This window comes from Pontibacillus marinus BH030004 = DSM 16465 (assembly GCF_000425225.1).
In the GTDB taxonomy this organism is placed as follows: domain Bacteria; phylum Bacillota; class Bacilli; order Bacillales; family BH030062; genus Pontibacillus; species Pontibacillus marinus.
In genome coordinates, this window is sequence record NZ_KE384330.1 from 163,198 (window position 1) to 179,775 (window position 16,578).

Genomic DNA, 16,578 nt, shown 5'->3' on the forward strand with positions numbered 1-16,578 from the left:
CAAATAGCATTTTTTGGTTAAAGAAAAACCTCGCTGCGAGAGCGAGGTTTACTGAGATTGTTTTTCTTTTAAGATGTGCCTGGGTCTGTTTGGTACTTCATGATGATGACGGCATCTTGGCTCGTACGATTCTGATGCTCCTACAAGGATTACCGGATCATCGTAGGAAGCTGGTTTGCCATCAATTAAACGTTGTGTGCGACTTGCTGGGGATCCGCAAACTGGACAAATGGCGCTTAACTTCGTAACAGATTCTGCTAATGCCATTAGGTGCGGAACACTAGCGAAGGGTTTCCCGCGGAAGTCCAAATCAAGTCCAGCCACAATAACACGATGTCCACGTTCAGCTAAGGTTTGCGCAACCTCAACGACATTTTCATCAAAAAATTGCACTTCATCAATTCCGATGATATCGACATTTTCATCAATGTAGTCAAACATATCCTCAGAGTTTTCGATCGGACGAGCTAAAATCGACGTTCCATTGTGAGAGACAATGGATTCTTCAGAATAACGATTATCGATGATTGGCTTAAATACGCGTACGGAAAGGTTTCCGTATGTAGCACGTCGTACTCTGCGAATCAGTTCTTCTGATTTTCCTGAGAACATGCTACCACAGATGACTTCGAGCCAACCGCTTTGTTTCATTACATGCACAAGCGGGTCTCTCCCTTCTACTTTCGTGACTTTTCTCAAAGGTTGTCCATTTATCATTTACTAAAACATTATATACATAATCATTGCGTAAAGCTGGTTAATCTCACCAGCCTTCTATTCATTAAAATAAGAGTTGACAAGCCTCTACTTCAATGAATTTTAACTCCTTAACGTATAAAAAAACAGGCAAAAGGATAGACAATTTGCCTGTTTTTAAATTCAAGTAAGAAAAACTTACTTAATGTTGTATTTTTTCTTAAAGCGATCTACACGGCCACCAGCTTTGTCAGCTTTCTGCTTACCTGTGTAGAATGGGTGTGAAGCTGAACTAATTTCAACACGGATTAATGGGTACGTGTTACCGTCTTCCCACTCAATAGTCTCCTCAGAGCTAAGTGTAGAACCCGTTAGAAATTTGAATTCAGAACTAGTGTCTAGGAATACTACCTTACGATAATTCGGGTGAAGTCCTTCCTTCATGCTTTTCCACTCCTTATTGCCCTGAACCCTTGGGGAACAGAGTTAGTTTAAGAGTCGGTATTTGGCTGACTTCTATCAGCCTCTATCGAAACTCACATAGAAAGATTATAACAAGGTCACATTAAAGTTGCAACCTATCTTTTTAGATTAAAAATGGCTACGAGCGGCGAGAATTCTTCTTTCCTTTCATTTCTTCATCCATAATTTGAAAAAATTCTTCGTTATTTTTGGATGATTTTAAGCGACGTAGGAATCGATCAACGAAGTCAGGCTGGTCTCCCATTGTTCTGCGGATCGCCCAAATCTTCTCAATGTGATCTTTTGGTAGAAGAAGTTCTTCTTTTCGTGTACCAGAACGCATGATATCGATCGCTGGGAAAATACGGCGTTCAGCAAGATTACGATCAAGATGTAATTCCATGTTTCCTGTACCTTTAAACTCTTCATAAATTACATCATCCATACGAGAACCTGTATCGACTAGTGCTGTCGCAAGAATCGTTAGGCTACCACCTTCTTCAATGTTACGTGCAGCACCGAAGAAACGTTTTGGACGGTGGAATGCAGCTGGGTCAATACCTCCAGAAAGCGTACGACCACTTGGTGGAATCACTAAGTTATACGCACGAGCCAGACGCGTAATACTATCCATTAAGATAATTACGTCTTTTTTGTGCTCTACTAGACGCATGGCACGTTCTAAAACAAGCTCGGATACTTTAATATGGTTTTCTGGTACCTCATCAAATGTTGAGCTTACAACATCAACACCATCCTGGACGGAACGCTCGATATCTGTTACTTCCTCTGGACGCTCATCCACAAGCAAGATAATCAACTTCGAGTCTGGGTGGTTTTTAGAAATGCTGTTTGCGATTTGCTTAAGCAACATCGTTTTACCGGCTTTTGGTGGCGCCACAACTAAACCACGCTGTCCAAAACCAACAGGCGTCATAAGATCAATGATTCGCGTTGATAGTTTTTTACTTTCCGTTTCTAGCCCCATCTTAGAATCTGGATATAATGGCGTTAGAGCTGGGAAGTGTACACGTTCTTTAGCCGTTTCAGGGTTTTCACCATTGACTGCATCAACATGTAAAAGACCGTAGTAACGTTCATTTTCTTTTGGAGGGCGTACCTTACCGGATACTTTATCTCCGTTTCTTAAATCAAAACGGCGAATTTGAGAAGCAGAAATGTAGATATCTTCAGCACTTGGTGAATAGTTGATCGGACGTAAGAATCCGAATCCTTCAGAAGGGATAATTTCAAGAATACCATCCATAAATAGAAATCCGTCTTTTTCAGCTTGTGCTTTTAAAATAGCAAAAATAAGTTCACGTTTTGTCAGCTTCGCATAATAAGAAACACGATATTCTTTGGCGAGCGCATATAACTCTTTTAAATTTAATGTCTCTAAATGCGAAATAGATAATGAAGCAGACACAATATCACCACACCTGTATTTTATTTTACTCATTATTGGAAAACAAAGATCATTAATCGCGATTGAACATAAGTCGTTTAATCGTTTGATCGTTAGAGTCTTACTATTAATTTGAAAGAAAAGTTGAAATAGCTTCTGTTTTCAGGGACAAAATATACTCATTTGAAGGAAAATTATTAGAAGCTAGAATGGAAGTTTGCCAACGGGGCTTAAAAACTATGAATACATTTATTTAACATCTATCATTTTAACCTTTTTCTATACCTTTATTCAACTAATTTTTATTTTTGGTACTTTTATTCATAAAGGTGCCCACCCCGCTAAGGGGACAGGCACCTTTATGAATTGTTATTTTATAACGAGGTTCGGTTTCTTTTTAAGAGAGTGGTTTCCGTCAATAAAGCGAACAGTTCCGGATTTCGCACGCATAACTACCGTTTGCGTTGTGGCTTTCATCCCTTTAAACTGAACACCTTTTAGAAGTTCACCATCTGTTACACCTGTTGCTGCGAAGATGGCGTCATCTCCACCACAGAAGTCATCCATGTATAGAACACGGTCAATATCGTCTATGCCCATTTTCTCACAACGAGCTCTCTGTTCATCGTCTTCAGGAAGCAGTTTACCTTGGATATCGCCACCCAGGCATTTCAGCGCTGCTGCAGCTAAAACCCCTTCAGGCGCTCCTCCACTACCAAATAAAATGTCCACACCTGTATGATCGAATGCTGTATTGATAGCCGCAGCTACATCACCATCTGAGATTAGCTTAATACGCGCACCAGTTTCACGAATTTCATCAATGATACCTTGGTGACGTTTGCGATTTAGTACGATTGCTACAACATCTTCAACATCTTTATTTTTAGCGGCAGCAACCGCTTTCAAATTATCCGTTACAGAAGCATTAATATCTACTTTCCCAACGGCTTCAGGACCAACTGCAATTTTGTCCATATACATATCAGGTGCATGAAGTAACTTACTGTGGTCTGCCACAGCTAAAACGGATAAAGCATTCCAAGTACCTTGAGCTACGATGTTTGTTCCTTCTAAAGGATCAACAGCAACGTCCACGCGCGGGCCGTAACCGTTACCTAGTGTTTCTCCAATATAAAGCATAGGAGCCTCGTCCATTTCACCTTCTCCGATTACCACTCGGCCTTTCATAGGGATCGTGTCAAACACGTCACGCATGGCACTTGTTGCTGCGTCATCCGCTTCGTCCTTTTTACCTCTTCCCATCCATCGAGCTGATGATAATGCGGCTGCTTCTGTTACACGAACTAACTCCATTGTTAAACTTCTTTCCATCGTTTGCTTCCTCCCCTTGTGCTTCTCTGTTTTGTGTCTTACTTCCCCTTTCAATAAACGAATCATTCTCTATGTAAAAATATGTAGCAGAGTTCGACTTACAATTAGTAGCCGAACTCTTTATAAAATACTTTTTGAACTTTTCTTATGAGTTTTGAAACTGCTCAACTTCTTCTTCCGTCATCTGTTCACGCCATACGTTTGCTCCCAGATTATTGAGCTTTTCTGTTAGGTTCTCATAACCACGATCGATGTGGTCAAGACCTGTAATTTCAGTGACACCTTTAGCCATTAAGCCAGCTACAATCAGAGCTGCTCCTGCACGTAAGTCACTTGCTTTTACTTTTGCTCCTTCTAGCGTAACAGGGCCATTCACAATGGCTGAGCTACCTTCTACTTTAATATCCGCATTCATACGGCGGAGCTCATCAATGTGTTTGAAACGTGCTTGATAGATCGTATCTGTCACAACTCCTGTACCAGAGGCTTGGGTTAACAACGATGTAAACGGTTGTTGTAAGTCTGTCGGAAAACCTGGATACACAAGCGTCTTTATATCCACACTTGAGATTGGTTTATCCCGCTTTACAATCATTTGATCATCGCTTGTCTCAACGGATACGCCCATTTCCCTTAACTTAGCAATCAGGGATTCTAAGTGTTGTGGAATTACGTTATCAATCAGAACCTCTTCACCCATTGCAGCCGCCATAATCGTGTACGTTCCAGCCTCAATCCGATCCGGGATTATGGTGTGCTTACAACCATTTAATTGATCGACACCTTCAATACGGATGACATCTGTTCCCGCACCTTTAATTTTCGCTCCCATACTTGTAAGAAGCGTAGCTACATCAATGATTTCAGGTTCTTTTGCTACATTTTCAATAACGGTTGTTCCTTTAGCTTTTACAGCAGCAAGCATAATGTTAATGGTCGCTCCAACACTGACTACATCTAGATAAATGCGGGCACCGCGAAGCTCCTCTGCGCGCAAATAAATCGCGCCTTGTTCATTTGTTACTTCTGCTCCTAAAGCTTCAAATCCCTTAATATGCTGATCAATTGGACGGGGCCCTAAATGACACCCACCTGGAAGGCCGATTACAGCCTTTTTGAAACGACCTAGCATAGCTCCCATGAAGTAATAGGAAGCGCGTAGTTTCTTCACTTTTCCATTTGGTAATGGCATTGAGATCATACGAGATGGATCAATATAGATGTCTTCACCTTGTTTCGATACTTCGCCACCTATTTCTTCTAGCAAATGACTTAGAGTGCCTACATCAGATATGTTGGGTAACCCTTCAATTGTAACTGGGGATTCAGCTAAAATTGCCGCTGGAAGCAGTGCTACTGCACTATTTTTCGCTCCACTAACGCGCACTTCTCCCCTTAAAGAGTTGCCACCTTCAACAAGCAGTTTTTCCATGATGAACTCCCTTCTTCCCTAGGCAAACATTAAATGTTTCTCAAAGATGTCTAGCTCCAGCGCCCAGCAACTAGTATGCTTCCTTCACCTCCGGTCGATAAGTCAACATCGATTCGCAAGCTCATCGTGTTTCCTTTATCTCACTGCGGATCAGTCCAGCATATACGTTGCTAAACGGGCGCTTGCGCTTTTCTTATTTTGCACAATTTTACCATAATCATACTAACTTTGTTTCTTCCAGTCTGCAAGGAATTTTTCAATTCCAGCATCTGTTAGTGGATGCTTCACTAATTGTTTTAACACTTTCAACGGAATCGTAGCAATATGTGCACCATTTAGTGCCGCTTCTGTTACGTGGATCGGATGACGAACAGATGCTGCGATGATTTCTGTTTCTAGTCCATGAATATCGAAAATGTCAGAGATTTGTTTAATTAATTCCATTCCATCTTGGCCGATATCATCAAGACGACCTAAGAATGGAGATACATACGTAGCTCCTGCGCGCGCAGCTAATAACGCCTGGTTAGCAGAGAAAATAAGTGTAACGTTTGTTTTAACACCTTTTTCGCTTAGCTTTTTAACAGCTTTTAAACCTTCTAGTGTCATAGGAACTTTAATTGTAATGTTAGGTGCAATTTCAACAAGGTCCTTTGCCTCTTCCAACATGCCTTCAACATCTTCAGCAATTACCTCAGCACTTACGGAACCATCTACTTCTTTCGTAATTTCATTTAAACGATCATGAAACGATACACCCTCTTTAGCAACAAGAGATGGGTTGGTGGTTACTCCAGATAAAACTCCTAAAGCATTTGCCTCGCGAATTTCGTCTATATTTGCTGTATCAATAAAAAATTTCATAGTTGTTTTCCTCCCCATGTGATTATCATTAGTCGTCTTCATTTATTACCCGAAAATCAGGAGATGCACGCATGATTTTCTAGTGTACATTTTCTGTTTTCCCCATGTTTTAATTAGAAAAAAACCTATTCAGGCACTTTTTCACAAGTAAACCGCTTTCACGATAGTAAAAAGGAAACCGCCGAAATAAAACGGCGGCTTCTGTTTTAAACGAGCTTAAGCCCCCATCGACTCCTTATTTCCTTCACATTCACAAAATACTGTGTTCGCTCCAGGTCATCGTCGCAAAAGGGCGTTAAGCTTATTATTTATGCTTGGTTAGAAGAACCAAATTCGCGCATTTTGCCGATAACTGTTTGCTTGATCGCGTCACGGCCAGGTCCAAGGTATTTACGAGGATCAAATAATTCTGGCTTTTCAGCTAGCGTGTCACGAACAGCTTGTGTTTGCGCAACTTGGTTTTCAGTGTTTACGTTAATTTTTGCAGTTCCGAAACGGATTGCTTTCTTGATATCTTCTGTTGGGATACCTGTACCACCGTGAAGTACAAGTGGCTTATCTACAAGGCCCATGATTTCTTCCATGCGGTCGAAACCTAGGTTAGGTTCACCTTTATAGTGACCGTGTACAGAACCTAGTGCTGGTGCAAATACGTCAACGTTTGTTTCGTCAACAAGTTGTTTACACTCAGATGGGATTGCATATGCTGCTTCAGCATCCTCAACAATGATGTCATCTTCTTGACCACCAACACGGCCAAGTTCTGCTTCAACAGATACACCATGAATATGAGCAAGCTCTACAACTTTTTTCGTTAGAGCAATGTTCTCTTCAAGTGGATCATGAGAAGCATCGATCATAACAGAAGTGAAACCAGCATGGATCGCTTCAGCACACTTTTCGAAGCTAGAACCATGGTCTAAGTGAATTGCTACAGGAACAGTTGTACCATAAGAATCCATAAGTGCTTTAACCATAGATACTACTACGTTAAATCCACCCATGTAACGGGCTGCACCTTCAGATACACCTAAGATTACAGGAGACTGCTCTTCTTCAGCAGCTTGTAGGATAGCTTGAGCGTACTCAAGGTTGTTTAAGTTAAATTGGCCAACACCATAACGGTTTTCTTTAGCCGTTTCTAACATTTCTTTCATCGATACTAGTGGCATGGACTAGATCCTCCTTTATATTCTCACAGAACTTGTCAACCTATAGCTTGCACACTTTTGCTGGCAAGATTCTGTTATGTAGTTTTTCTCTCAACATTATTAGAATACCAACTACATTTAAGCGGTGCAACAGTCCATCCACAAGATAACGTTTTCATCTTCAAAAAATATATTTTCGCAATTATATGACGTTTTAATTATTTCAAAAGATTCACTATTATATCTTTCATCTCTTGAATGTTAAATGGTTTAGCCACCACTTCTAGCACGCTTTCATGCTGATGGGCGTCTTTCAATTCATCTTCTGCCAACCCACTCATTAGGACAGATGCAATATGAATATTATCCTTTTCTAAGTCTTCAATCACTTCAATTCCATCTTTCACAGGCAACTTATAGTCCAATAGCATTAGGTCCGGATGTTTTTCCCTGACTACCGAAAGAGCTTCTTCACCTGTAACAGCTTGAAGCACATTAAATCCCTCACTCTTAATTACTTCCTCAAGTAGCATACGAATTCCAGGTTGGTCATCTACCACCAATACCGTTTTAGCCATTACTCCATCACGTCCTAACTGTATAAAATTTTGATATGTATATTTGATGTCTAACTGTTTAGTTCGTTTTACACATGGTAATCTCCTGCATCTAATGTGCAAAATCGCTCTCTTCTATAATTCACCCGTATTATGCTATCCTTACTAGTGGACAAACAACTTGAACAACGTTTCAAAAATAAGGAGGCATTTCTTATGTTAAAAATGCTTGCCACACAATTAACAGGTACATTTCAACGCATAAATGAAAAAGAAACTCTTCATATTGAAGATGCTGCTCGAGCTTTAGCTCAAGCTATTGTGGGTGAAGGACACGTTTATGTTTGGGGAACAGGTGAAATGAAGTCACTGATCCATGAAGTAGAAGAAGGTCCAGAAACCTTACCGAAACAGCATGTGTATCATGAAGACATTTCCTTATCCTCTATTGACCGTGTCATTATTGCATCACGATTTGCAAATGATGAAGAAGCACTAGCTCTAGTAAATACGGTTCAAAAACAAGGTGCACAAGTTATTCAAATCTCTGCTTTAACGAAAGAAGAAAACCCATTACAAGAAGTTGCTGACTTTCACATTGACACGAAAACAGCAGGACCATTACTTCCATTTGACATGGACCGAATAGGTTTTCCATCTGTCATGGCTATGTTTTATGTGTACATGGCTATCTATGTAACAACAAAAGAAATTATCGATGAGTATGAATAAAAGGGTTGTGGCTTTGCCACAACCCTTTTTTTTAGTAGCTGTCTAGTTCCAGCGCCCAGCGACTAGTGTGCATCCGGGCCCACATGATGTGGGTCAGATCGGCGTTGTCACAGGACGTGACGAACTTAGCTGATCATCCTTATCCACGCACTGCGGCTCAGTCCTGCACATACGTCGCTAAACGGGCGCTTACACTTTTCTACTTATTCAAGCTAGCTCCAACAAAGTCATGGAATAAACGTTGTGGACGTGTTGGGCGTGACTTGAACTCAGGGTGGAACTGGGAAGCTACGAACCAAGGGTGGTCTGTTAGTTCAACAATTTCTACTAAGCGACCATCTGGGCTTGTCCCTGAGAATTCAAAACCTGCATTCTGCATTTCTTCACGATAATGGTTGTTAAATTCATAACGGTGACGGTGACGTTCATAAATAACCTCTTCACCGTAAGCTTCCTTCGTTCGAGTACCATCTGTAAGTTTACAAGGATACACACCTAGACGTAGTGTTCCGCCCATGTCCTCAATGTCCTTTTGCTCAGGAAGCAAGTCAATAATTGGATGAGGTGTCGTTGGATCAATTTCAGCAGAATGTGCGCCTTTTAATCCAAGTACGTTACGAGCAAACTCTACCGTAGCCAGTTGCATACCTAAGCAGATCCCTAAGAAAGGCACTTTATTCTCACGAGCATAACGGATCGCATCAATTTTACCTTCTATTCCGCGATCTCCGAACCCACCAGGTACAAGAATTCCGTCCGCATCAGAAAGCTTTTCCTGAACATTATCTGCCGTGATTTCCTCAGAATTGATCCAGTCAATCGTTACATCACTATCATAGGAGTAACCTGCGTGTTTTAATGCCTCAACAACAGAAATATAAGCATCTGGAAGCTCAACATATTTACCTACAATGGCAATCTTCGTATGGTTTTGTAAATTCTTCACTCGGTTAACGAGGTCATTCCATTCTCCCATATCTGCAGTTCCACAGCTTAATCCAAAATGATCGCATGTTAATTGATCTAAATTCTGTTCTTGTAATGTTAATGGCACATCGTATAATGTTTCAGCGTCTCCTGCTTCAATAACAGCTTTTTCATTAATGTCACAGAATAAAGCAATCTTTTCTTTCATTTCCTGGCTGATAGGCATTTCTGTACGTAATACAACCGTGTCAGGCTGAATACCAAGGGAGCGCAGTTCTTTAACAGAGTGTTGTGTCGGCTTCGTTTTCATTTCACCAGCTGCTTTAATATAAGGAACAAGTGTACAGTGGATATACATTACATTTTCTTTGCCGATATCACTCTTCATTTGGCGAATCGCTTCTAGGAATGGTAGAGACTCAATATCCCCTACTGTACCGCCAATTTCTGTGATGACAACATCAGCATTCGTTTCATTTCCAGTACGAAAAATACGATCTTTAATCTCATTTGTGATGTGAGGAATGACCTGAACGGTTCCGCCTAAATAATCTCCACGACGTTCCTTTTTGATTACTGTTGAGTAGATCTTTCCTGTCGTTACGTTACTATATTGACTTAGGTTGATATCAATAAAACGCTCATAATGACCTAGATCCAAGTCGGTTTCCGCACCATCTTCCGTAACAAAAACCTCACCATGCTGATAAGGGCTCATTGTACCTGGGTCCACGTTGATATAAGGGTCAAACTTTTGAATGGTCACCTTTAATCCACGATTTTTTAAAAGACGCCCTAATGAAGCAGCTGTAATTCCTTTACCAAGGGAGGAAACAACTCCTCCTGTTACAAAGATATACTTCGTCTCCGCCATAACTTATCCCTCTTCCTTTTCGTTTTCTTAAGGATTTCTCAGATGACGATGCATCTCATCCTATTTATTGTATGAATTCCATTATTCAAGCAAATAAACTTATTTTCTTTAGGGTTCACATCTTTAAAAAATTTATTTTCTAATATAAATAAGAAAAGCGCAAGCGCCCGTTTAGCAACGAAGGGACTGGACTGAGCCCGTAGTACGATAAAGGAAACACGATGAACATAGTGAATCGATGTTGACTTATCGTACGGAGAAAGTATGATCGACTAAGTTCGTCACGTCCTGTGACAACGTCGATCTGACCCACGTCGTGTGGGCCCAAGTCCCTTCGTTGCTGGGCTCTGGAGCTAGACAACTAAGCGCTGCAACTTATACTTCCTTATAAATAAGAAAAGCGCTCCCGTTTAAAGTAACGGGAGCGCTTGGAATGTCGAATCTTATTTTAAAGAGCCCAAATCATATAATACTGATATCATCTAACAAAGTCAAGACGATTATAGCTTGTCGTCTTCTTCTTCCTCTTCTTCATCATCGTCTTCAGGAATTTCGTTGAGACTTTCGTCATTAGCTTCTGTTTCAGAATAGTCATCATCGTCTTCAGAAAGATCGAAGTCTTCATCTAAGCCGCTATTTTCTTCGCCATCTTCGTCTAGATCAAGTTCTTCATCATCAAGGTCAAGGTCGTCTTCAATTTCTTCTTCTTCAATATCAGACTCTTCTTCCTCTTCCTTCTTCTTCTTCTTACTCTTAGCTGGTGCTTTTTTCTTTTTCTTTTTCACAGGTGCTTGGATTTCTTCTTCTGCTTGCTCTACTGGGTACCAGCGTTTTAATCCCCACATATTTGATCCAATCGTTAAGAAACGTCCATCAACATTTAGATCTGTGAACAATTGCGCAATCCAATGTTTCTTTTGTTCTTTTGTGAAGCCTTTAATGCTTGCTACTTTATCAAAAAGTTCATTGAAATCTAGCGCTTGTTTTTCGTCTGTTAGTATTTCATGGGCGATTTCAATCATTGACATTTCAGCAATCTCATCGTGGCTATAGTTTTTAAAGCTCACGGCCAGCACTCCCTTTATATCAAAAATTCTTTATCATAACTAATAAGTATAAATTCTATGAAGCGTTGTTTCAACCATACCATACATTATAAACAAATGAGTATTGTTTATGCTAGGAGTAAGGCAAGAAAATTTGATTTCTCTCTAGTTTTCTGACTTTTAAACTATCTTTTAAACCCAAATATCAAAAACACATGTGATTTCTAATGTGAAACCACATGTGTTTTTTCCTTTACATATTCCTACGGTACTGTCCACCAACTTCATATAATGCATTGGTGATTTGGCCTAGGCTGGCTACTTTTACGGTTTCCATTAACTCTTCGAAAACGTTGCCGCCGTTTTTCGCTACTTCTTTTAAGCGCTGCAAGCCTTCATCTGTTGCGTTTGCATGCTTTTCCTTAAAGTGACGAAGTTCATTGATTTGGTGCATTTTTTCTTCTTTGGATGCACGGGCAAGTTCCATAGAGTTAATGTCATCTTCTGATTGTGGGTTTGGATTTAGATACGTGTTTACCCCAACAATCGGAAGTTCTCCACTGTGTTTCTTGCCTTCATAGTATAAGGATTCTTCCTGGATCTTACCACGCTGATATTGACGTTCCATAGCGCCTAATACGCCGCCACGGTCATTGATGCGTTCAAACTCTTGTAAAACCGCTTCTTCTACAAGATCCGTTAATTCTTCTACTACAAAAGATCCTTGTAGAGAGTTTTCGTTTTTCGTTAAGCCAAACTCTTTGTTAATGATCATTTGGATCGCCATCGCGCGACGTACAGATTCTTCCGTTGGCGTCGTGATTGCTTCATCGTAAGAATTCGTGTGTAAGGAGTTACAGTTATCCTGAATCGCAATGAGCGCCTGAAGTGTTGTACGGATGTCGTTAAAGTTAATTTCTTGAGCGTGTAAAGAACGTCCAGACGTTTGAATGTGGTACTTCAATTTCTGACTTCGTTCATTCGCACCGTACTTATCACGCATTATGATCGCCCAAATTCTACGTGCTACACGGCCCATTACAGTGTATTCTGGATCCAATCCGTTCGAGAAGAAGAAGGAAAGGTTCGGTGCAAACTTATCAATATCCATACCACGACTTAGATAGTACTCGACATACGTAAGACCATTTGCAAGCGTGAATGCAAGTTGCGTAATTGGGTTCGCACCTGCTTCAGCAATATGATATCCAGAAATCGAAACAGAATAGTAGTTTCGTACTTCATGGTCGATAAAGTATTGTTGAATATCTCCCATCATACGAAGGGCAAATTCAGTCGAGAAGATACAAGTGTTTTGCCCCTGGTCTTCTTTCAAAATATCTGCCTGAACTGTACCGCGCACAACAGAAATCGTTTCTTCTTTAATTTGCTGATGCTCTTCAGCACTTGGTTCGCGACCTTCACGCTCTTTAAAGCGCTCAAGCTGCTGATCGATCGCTGTGTTAAAGAACATGGCTAGAATAATTGGAGCTGGTCCATTAATGGTCATCGATACGGATGTTGTTGGGTTACATAAGTCAAATCCATCGTATAGTTTCTTCATGTCATCTAATGTACAGATCGATACGCCACTTTCTCCTACTTTACCGTAAATGTCAGGACGCTCATCTGGATCTTCACCATATAAGGTAACCGAGTCAAACGCTGTACTTAGACGCTTAGCGGGCTCACCTTCTGAAAGATAGTGGAAGCGACGATTCGTACGTTCTGGTGTTCCTTCCCCAGCAAACTGACGTGTTGGATCTTCTCCTTTACGTTTGAACGGGAACACTCCTGCAGTGAATGGGAAGGCTCCTGGTACGTTTTCTTTCATTAACCAAAGGAGTCTGTCACCCCAGTCTTTATAGTGAGGTAAAGCAACCTTCGGAATCTTTAAGCCGGATAACGTCTCCGTATTTAAGTCCATCGTAATTTCTTTATCACGGATCTTGAACGTCATTTGATCCTGAGCGTAACGTTCTTTTGTATCATCCCAATTTTCAAGTGCTTTCTTCGCTTCTGGTTCAAGTTTTTCTTCGTATGTCTTCGCTAGTTCATCAACCGCTTGTTGTGCCTCTTGATTTTCTATTAGATCTGCACTCCCTCGAAGTTGGAACCATTTACGCGCTAGTTCACTTTGTTCATGCGCTTTATCATGATAATTACGCACAGTTTGAACCATGTCACGCAAATACTGGCGACGATCTGGTGGGATAATGAGATCTTGCTTCTCAACATCTGTCACACGTTCAAAAGGTGTAGACTCATCCCAAGAATACGCTTCATTCAGCTTATCAATTAAAGCTGCAAATAATGTGTTCGTCCCTGGGTCGTTAAACTGACTTGCAATCGTACCGAAAACAGGGAACGTGCTGTGTTCCTCGTGGAACTTCATATGACTGCGCTCAAACTGTTTACGTACCTGGCGTAGTGCATCTGCTGATCCTTTTTGTTCGAACTTATTAATGACAATAAAGTCAGCAAAGTCAATCATATCGATCTTTTCAAGCTGCGTTGGTGCTCCAAATTCTGCTGTCATGACATACATTGACAAGTCCGTAACGTCTGTAATGGCAGCATCGCCCTGACCAATTCCGCTTGTTTCAACGATAATGAAGTCAAAACCTGAAGCTTTAACAACATCAATTGCTTCCTGAATGGATTTGGATAACTCACTACGAGAATCACGCGTTGCTAGTGAACGCATATATACGCGATCAGAGAAAATGGCATTCATACGAATACGGTCTCCTAAAAGAGCCCCGCCTGTTTTCTTTTTCGTTGGATCGACGGAAAGAATCGCAATCTTCTTATCTGGCACTTCGTTCAAGAACCTACGAATTAATTCGTCTGTTAAGGAGCTTTTCCCCGCTCCACCTGTACCAGTGATTCCAAGCACAGGAATCGTTTTATGCTGCTTTTCTAGAACCTGTTCAACAGCTGCTGCTGCATTCTGTTCTTCTTTTGACGTGTTTTCGACACAGGAGATAAAACGTGCAATGGCTTGCGGTTCTCCTGCTTGTAACTTCTTTAAGTCTTCATCTAGATTAATAGGTGTCTGAAAATCACACTCTTCTAGCATGCGGTTGATCATGCCTTGAAGACCCCAGTTGCGTCCGTCTTCCGGAGAGAAAATACGAGAGACACCGTAATCATGAAGTTCTTTAATTTCCCGAGGAATAATGACGCCTCCACCGCCGCCATATACACGGATGTGGTCAGCACCTTTTTCCTTCAAAAGATCAACCATGTATTTAAAGTACTCCACATGTCCGCCCTGATAAGACGAGATTGCGATGCCTTGTGCATCTTCATGGACAGCTGCATTTACAACTTCTTCAACTGAACGGTTATGGCCTAAATGAATAACCTCTGCTCCACTCGCCTGTAAAATACGACGCATAATGTTAATCGATGCGTCATGACCATCAAACAAACTCGAAGCTGTAACAAAACGTACAGCATGCTTCGGTTTATACATTTCAGGTTGTTCCATACGAGTTCCTCCTCTTTCTTCACATAGAATTATGCTTCTTTCGTAACTTGCAAACCTTCAAACAAAAAGTGCATTTGTCGATCTGTGTATTGTTCTAACGTAAATTGTTTTTGGAGCATCCAACGTCGGAACCCCCACATTTGTCCTTGAACAAAGATGTTGTTTGCGATGAGTTGGATGTCTTCCTTAGAATTCGATGTTGGCAGGCTATTTTCTATGACCAGCTCTAGCATTTGAAGCATATCCATTTCTTTTTTCAAAACGTAATCTTGAGCATCTTTGGAGAGGGACTTTACCTCTTGATACATCACAACAACCTCATCCTGCATATCATCCATTAATCGGAAGTAAGATTGAATCGCCTTTTTCAAGCTCGGTATGCCCTTTTCATTTGTATCAATAGCTTGCTCCATGCCATCTTTAACGCCTTCATAGATATAATCACAGACTAGAAACAAGACATCTTCTTTGGTTCGAATATATTCGTAGAGTGTACCTATACTAAAACCAGAGGCCTTGGCAATTTCACGTGTTGTTGTTTTATGAAAGCCTTTTTGCTTAAATAAAGCCACGGCTCCTTTAATCATCTGGTCTCGACGTTTCACGATTAACCTTTCATCTTTTATCGATGAAGGTACTTTTTTCATAACCAACGTCTCATCCCCCTCCCTGCTTCCATTCCGCAAGCCATGCTTTGGCTAGTTGATAAGGGTCAGCATCTGCATCATCTAATCTTTTTTGCTTCCCGGAATCCTTTTCGATGGTTTGGTAGATATCCTGCCAGAGTTCTTCTCGCATTAAATCATAGACTTCATATTGAAGCTGTTGCTTCCGCTGTTCATGCCCATGTTCTGTTTCATATAAGTATTGATTATGGAGATTCAGTTCACCCCACAACGATTCGATTCCTTTGTTTTCTGTAGAAACCGTTTCAACAATAGGAGGTTGCCATCCTCGAGCCCCTGAAATCATCATGAATTCTTCCAGCTGTGTTTTCAGCTTTCTTACACCTGGTAAGTCGGCTTTGTTAATGATAAAGAGATCAGCGATTTCCATGATGCCCGCTTTGAAAATTTGGAGAACATCACCGCTATTAGGCGTTAACACAACAGAAGTCGTATCCACGACTTTCATAATATCGAGTTCGGACTGCCCGACTCCTACTGTTTCAACTAATATGACATCAAAGCCATAGGCATCACAGATTCGAATCGTGTCTTTGGTTGCTCGAGACAAACCACCGAGTGATCCTCTTGTAGCCATACTACGAATATAGATGCCGGGATCAGTAAAGTGGTCATTCATTCGAACCCGATCGCCTAATAACGCTCCACCACTGAACGGACTGGTAGGGTCAACAGCAATGACAGCAACGGTTAACCCTTGTGACCTGAGGTGTGTGAGAAGACGATTAACTAGTGAGCTCTTCCCCGCCCCCGGCGAACCCGTAATTCCGATATAATGGGCTTGCTTTTTAATTGAAAAGAGATCACTTAATAGATCAAGCTTTTCTGGATCATCGTTTTCAACTAGTGTGATTGCTCGTGCCATAGCTCGTAAGTCTTTGTTTGCAATCCGTTCAGCCAGCTTATGCATGG

Annotated in this window: 14 protein-coding genes; 1 reads left to right on the forward strand and 13 read right to left on the reverse strand. The window is 41.1% G+C overall.

Annotation, left to right across the window (positions count from 1 at the left end):
* Positions 1 to 48 precede the first annotated feature (48 nt).
* The 8 genes from H514_RS0116085 to H514_RS0116120 all read right to left on the reverse strand — a co-directional run bounded on the left by H514_RS0116085 (position 49) and on the right by H514_RS0116120 (position 7,926).
* On the reverse strand, positions 49 to 660 hold the full coding sequence (locus H514_RS0116085) for a thymidine kinase (protein WP_027447883.1): 612 nt from the start codon (positions 658 to 660) through the stop codon (positions 49 to 51).
* 234 nt (positions 661 to 894) lie between these two features.
* Positions 895 to 1,140 carry a type B 50S ribosomal protein L31 gene (locus H514_RS0116090; RefSeq protein ID WP_027447884.1) on the reverse strand — a complete coding sequence of 82 codons (246 nt, stop codon included), beginning with the start codon at positions 1,138 to 1,140 and terminating at the stop codon, positions 895 to 897.
* Between the two features lie 157 nt (positions 1,141 to 1,297).
* Entirely contained in the window at positions 1,298 to 2,587 is a 1,290-nt protein-coding gene (gene rho / locus H514_RS0116095; RefSeq protein ID WP_036842387.1) for a transcription termination factor Rho, read from the reverse strand.
* 348 nt (positions 2,588 to 2,935) lie between these two features.
* A complete protein-coding gene (gene glpX, locus H514_RS0116100; RefSeq protein WP_027447886.1) occupies positions 2,936 to 3,901 on the reverse strand; it encodes a class II fructose-bisphosphatase in 966 nt (321 codons plus the stop codon).
* 145 nt (positions 3,902 to 4,046) lie between these two features.
* Positions 4,047 to 5,333, reverse strand: a complete 1,287-nt coding sequence (locus tag H514_RS0116105; RefSeq protein WP_027447887.1) for a UDP-N-acetylglucosamine 1-carboxyvinyltransferase — start codon at positions 5,331 to 5,333, stop codon at positions 4,047 to 4,049.
* A 222-nt stretch (positions 5,334 to 5,555) separates the two neighbouring features.
* Positions 5,556 to 6,197, reverse strand: coding sequence for a fructose-6-phosphate aldolase (fsa, locus tag H514_RS0116110; protein WP_027447888.1), 642 nt, complete (start codon positions 6,195 to 6,197; stop codon positions 5,556 to 5,558).
* A 308-nt stretch (positions 6,198 to 6,505) separates the two neighbouring features.
* Positions 6,506 to 7,369: a class II fructose-1,6-bisphosphate aldolase gene (fba, locus tag H514_RS0116115; RefSeq protein ID WP_027447889.1), complete on the reverse strand. Its 864-nt coding sequence runs from the start codon at positions 7,367 to 7,369 to the stop codon at positions 6,506 to 6,508.
* Positions 7,370 to 7,566: 197 nt separating this feature from the next.
* Positions 7,567 to 7,926: a response regulator gene (locus tag H514_RS0116120; protein WP_027447890.1), complete on the reverse strand. Its 360-nt coding sequence runs from the start codon at positions 7,924 to 7,926 to the stop codon at positions 7,567 to 7,569.
* Positions 7,927 to 8,121: 195 nt separating this feature from the next.
* Here H514_RS0116120 and H514_RS0116125 point away from each other — a divergent pair, with 195 nt between their 5' ends.
* Positions 8,122 to 8,637: a DUF2529 family protein gene (locus H514_RS0116125; protein ID WP_027447891.1), complete on the forward strand. Its 516-nt coding sequence runs from the start codon at positions 8,122 to 8,124 to the stop codon at positions 8,635 to 8,637.
* Positions 8,638 to 8,836: 199 nt separating this feature from the next.
* On the opposite strand, the gene H514_RS0116130 is transcribed toward H514_RS0116125, so the two are convergent.
* The 5 genes from H514_RS0116130 to meaB form a co-directional block, all read right to left on the reverse strand.
* Positions 8,837 to 10,438: a CTP synthase gene (locus H514_RS0116130; protein WP_027447892.1), complete on the reverse strand. Its 1,602-nt coding sequence runs from the start codon at positions 10,436 to 10,438 to the stop codon at positions 8,837 to 8,839.
* A 500-nt stretch (positions 10,439 to 10,938) separates the two neighbouring features.
* On the reverse strand, positions 10,939 to 11,505 hold the full coding sequence (rpoE, locus tag H514_RS0116135) for a DNA-directed RNA polymerase subunit delta (RefSeq protein ID WP_027447893.1): 567 nt from the start codon (positions 11,503 to 11,505) through the stop codon (positions 10,939 to 10,941).
* A 232-nt stretch (positions 11,506 to 11,737) separates the two neighbouring features.
* Positions 11,738 to 14,980 carry a fused isobutyryl-CoA mutase/GTPase IcmF gene (gene icmF, locus H514_RS0116140; protein WP_027447894.1) on the reverse strand — a complete coding sequence of 1,081 codons (3,243 nt, stop codon included), beginning with the start codon at positions 14,978 to 14,980 and terminating at the stop codon, positions 11,738 to 11,740.
* A 29-nt stretch (positions 14,981 to 15,009) separates the two neighbouring features.
* Complete coding sequence (locus H514_RS0116145) at positions 15,010 to 15,633, reverse strand: TetR/AcrR family transcriptional regulator (protein ID WP_154657397.1); 624 nt, start codon at positions 15,631 to 15,633, stop codon at positions 15,010 to 15,012.
* A 4-nt stretch (positions 15,634 to 15,637) separates the two neighbouring features.
* On the reverse strand, positions 15,638 to 16,576 hold the full coding sequence (meaB, locus tag H514_RS0116150) for a methylmalonyl Co-A mutase-associated GTPase MeaB (protein WP_027447896.1): 939 nt from the start codon (positions 16,574 to 16,576) through the stop codon (positions 15,638 to 15,640).
* Positions 16,577 to 16,578: the final 2 nt, after the last annotated feature.

What these genes read in the sequence shown, in the direction of transcription:
- H514_RS0116090 (WP_027447884.1), bottom strand. Translation starts at nt 1,140, where the DNA reads ATGAAGGAAGGACTTCACCCGAATTATCGTAAGGTAGTATTCCTAGAC.
- glpX (WP_027447886.1), bottom strand. Translation starts at nt 3,901, where the DNA reads ATGGAAAGAAGTTTAACAATGGAGTTAGTTCGTGTAACAGAAGCAGCC.
- H514_RS0116105 (WP_027447887.1), bottom strand. Translation starts at nt 5,333, where the DNA reads ATGGAAAAACTGCTTGTTGAAGGTGGCAACTCTTTAAGGGGAGAAGTG.
- fsa (WP_027447888.1), bottom strand. Translation starts at nt 6,197, where the DNA reads ATGAAATTTTTTATTGATACAGCAAATATAGACGAAATTCGCGAGGCA.
- fba (WP_027447889.1), bottom strand. Translation starts at nt 7,369, where the DNA reads ATGCCACTAGTATCGATGAAAGAAATGTTAGAAACGGCTAAAGAAAAC.
- H514_RS0116120 (WP_027447890.1), bottom strand. Translation starts at nt 7,926, where the DNA reads ATGGCTAAAACGGTATTGGTGGTAGATGACCAACCTGGAATTCGTATG.
- H514_RS0116125 (WP_027447891.1), top strand. Translation starts at nt 8,122, where the DNA reads ATGTTAAAAATGCTTGCCACACAATTAACAGGTACATTTCAACGCATA.
- H514_RS0116130 (WP_027447892.1), bottom strand. Translation starts at nt 10,438, where the DNA reads ATGGCGGAGACGAAGTATATCTTTGTAACAGGAGGAGTTGTTTCCTCC.
- icmF (WP_027447894.1), bottom strand. Translation starts at nt 14,980, where the DNA reads ATGGAACAACCTGAAATGTATAAACCGAAGCATGCTGTACGTTTTGTT.
- meaB (WP_027447896.1), bottom strand. Translation starts at nt 16,576, where the DNA reads ATGCATAAGCTGGCTGAACGGATTGCAAACAAAGACTTACGAGCTATG.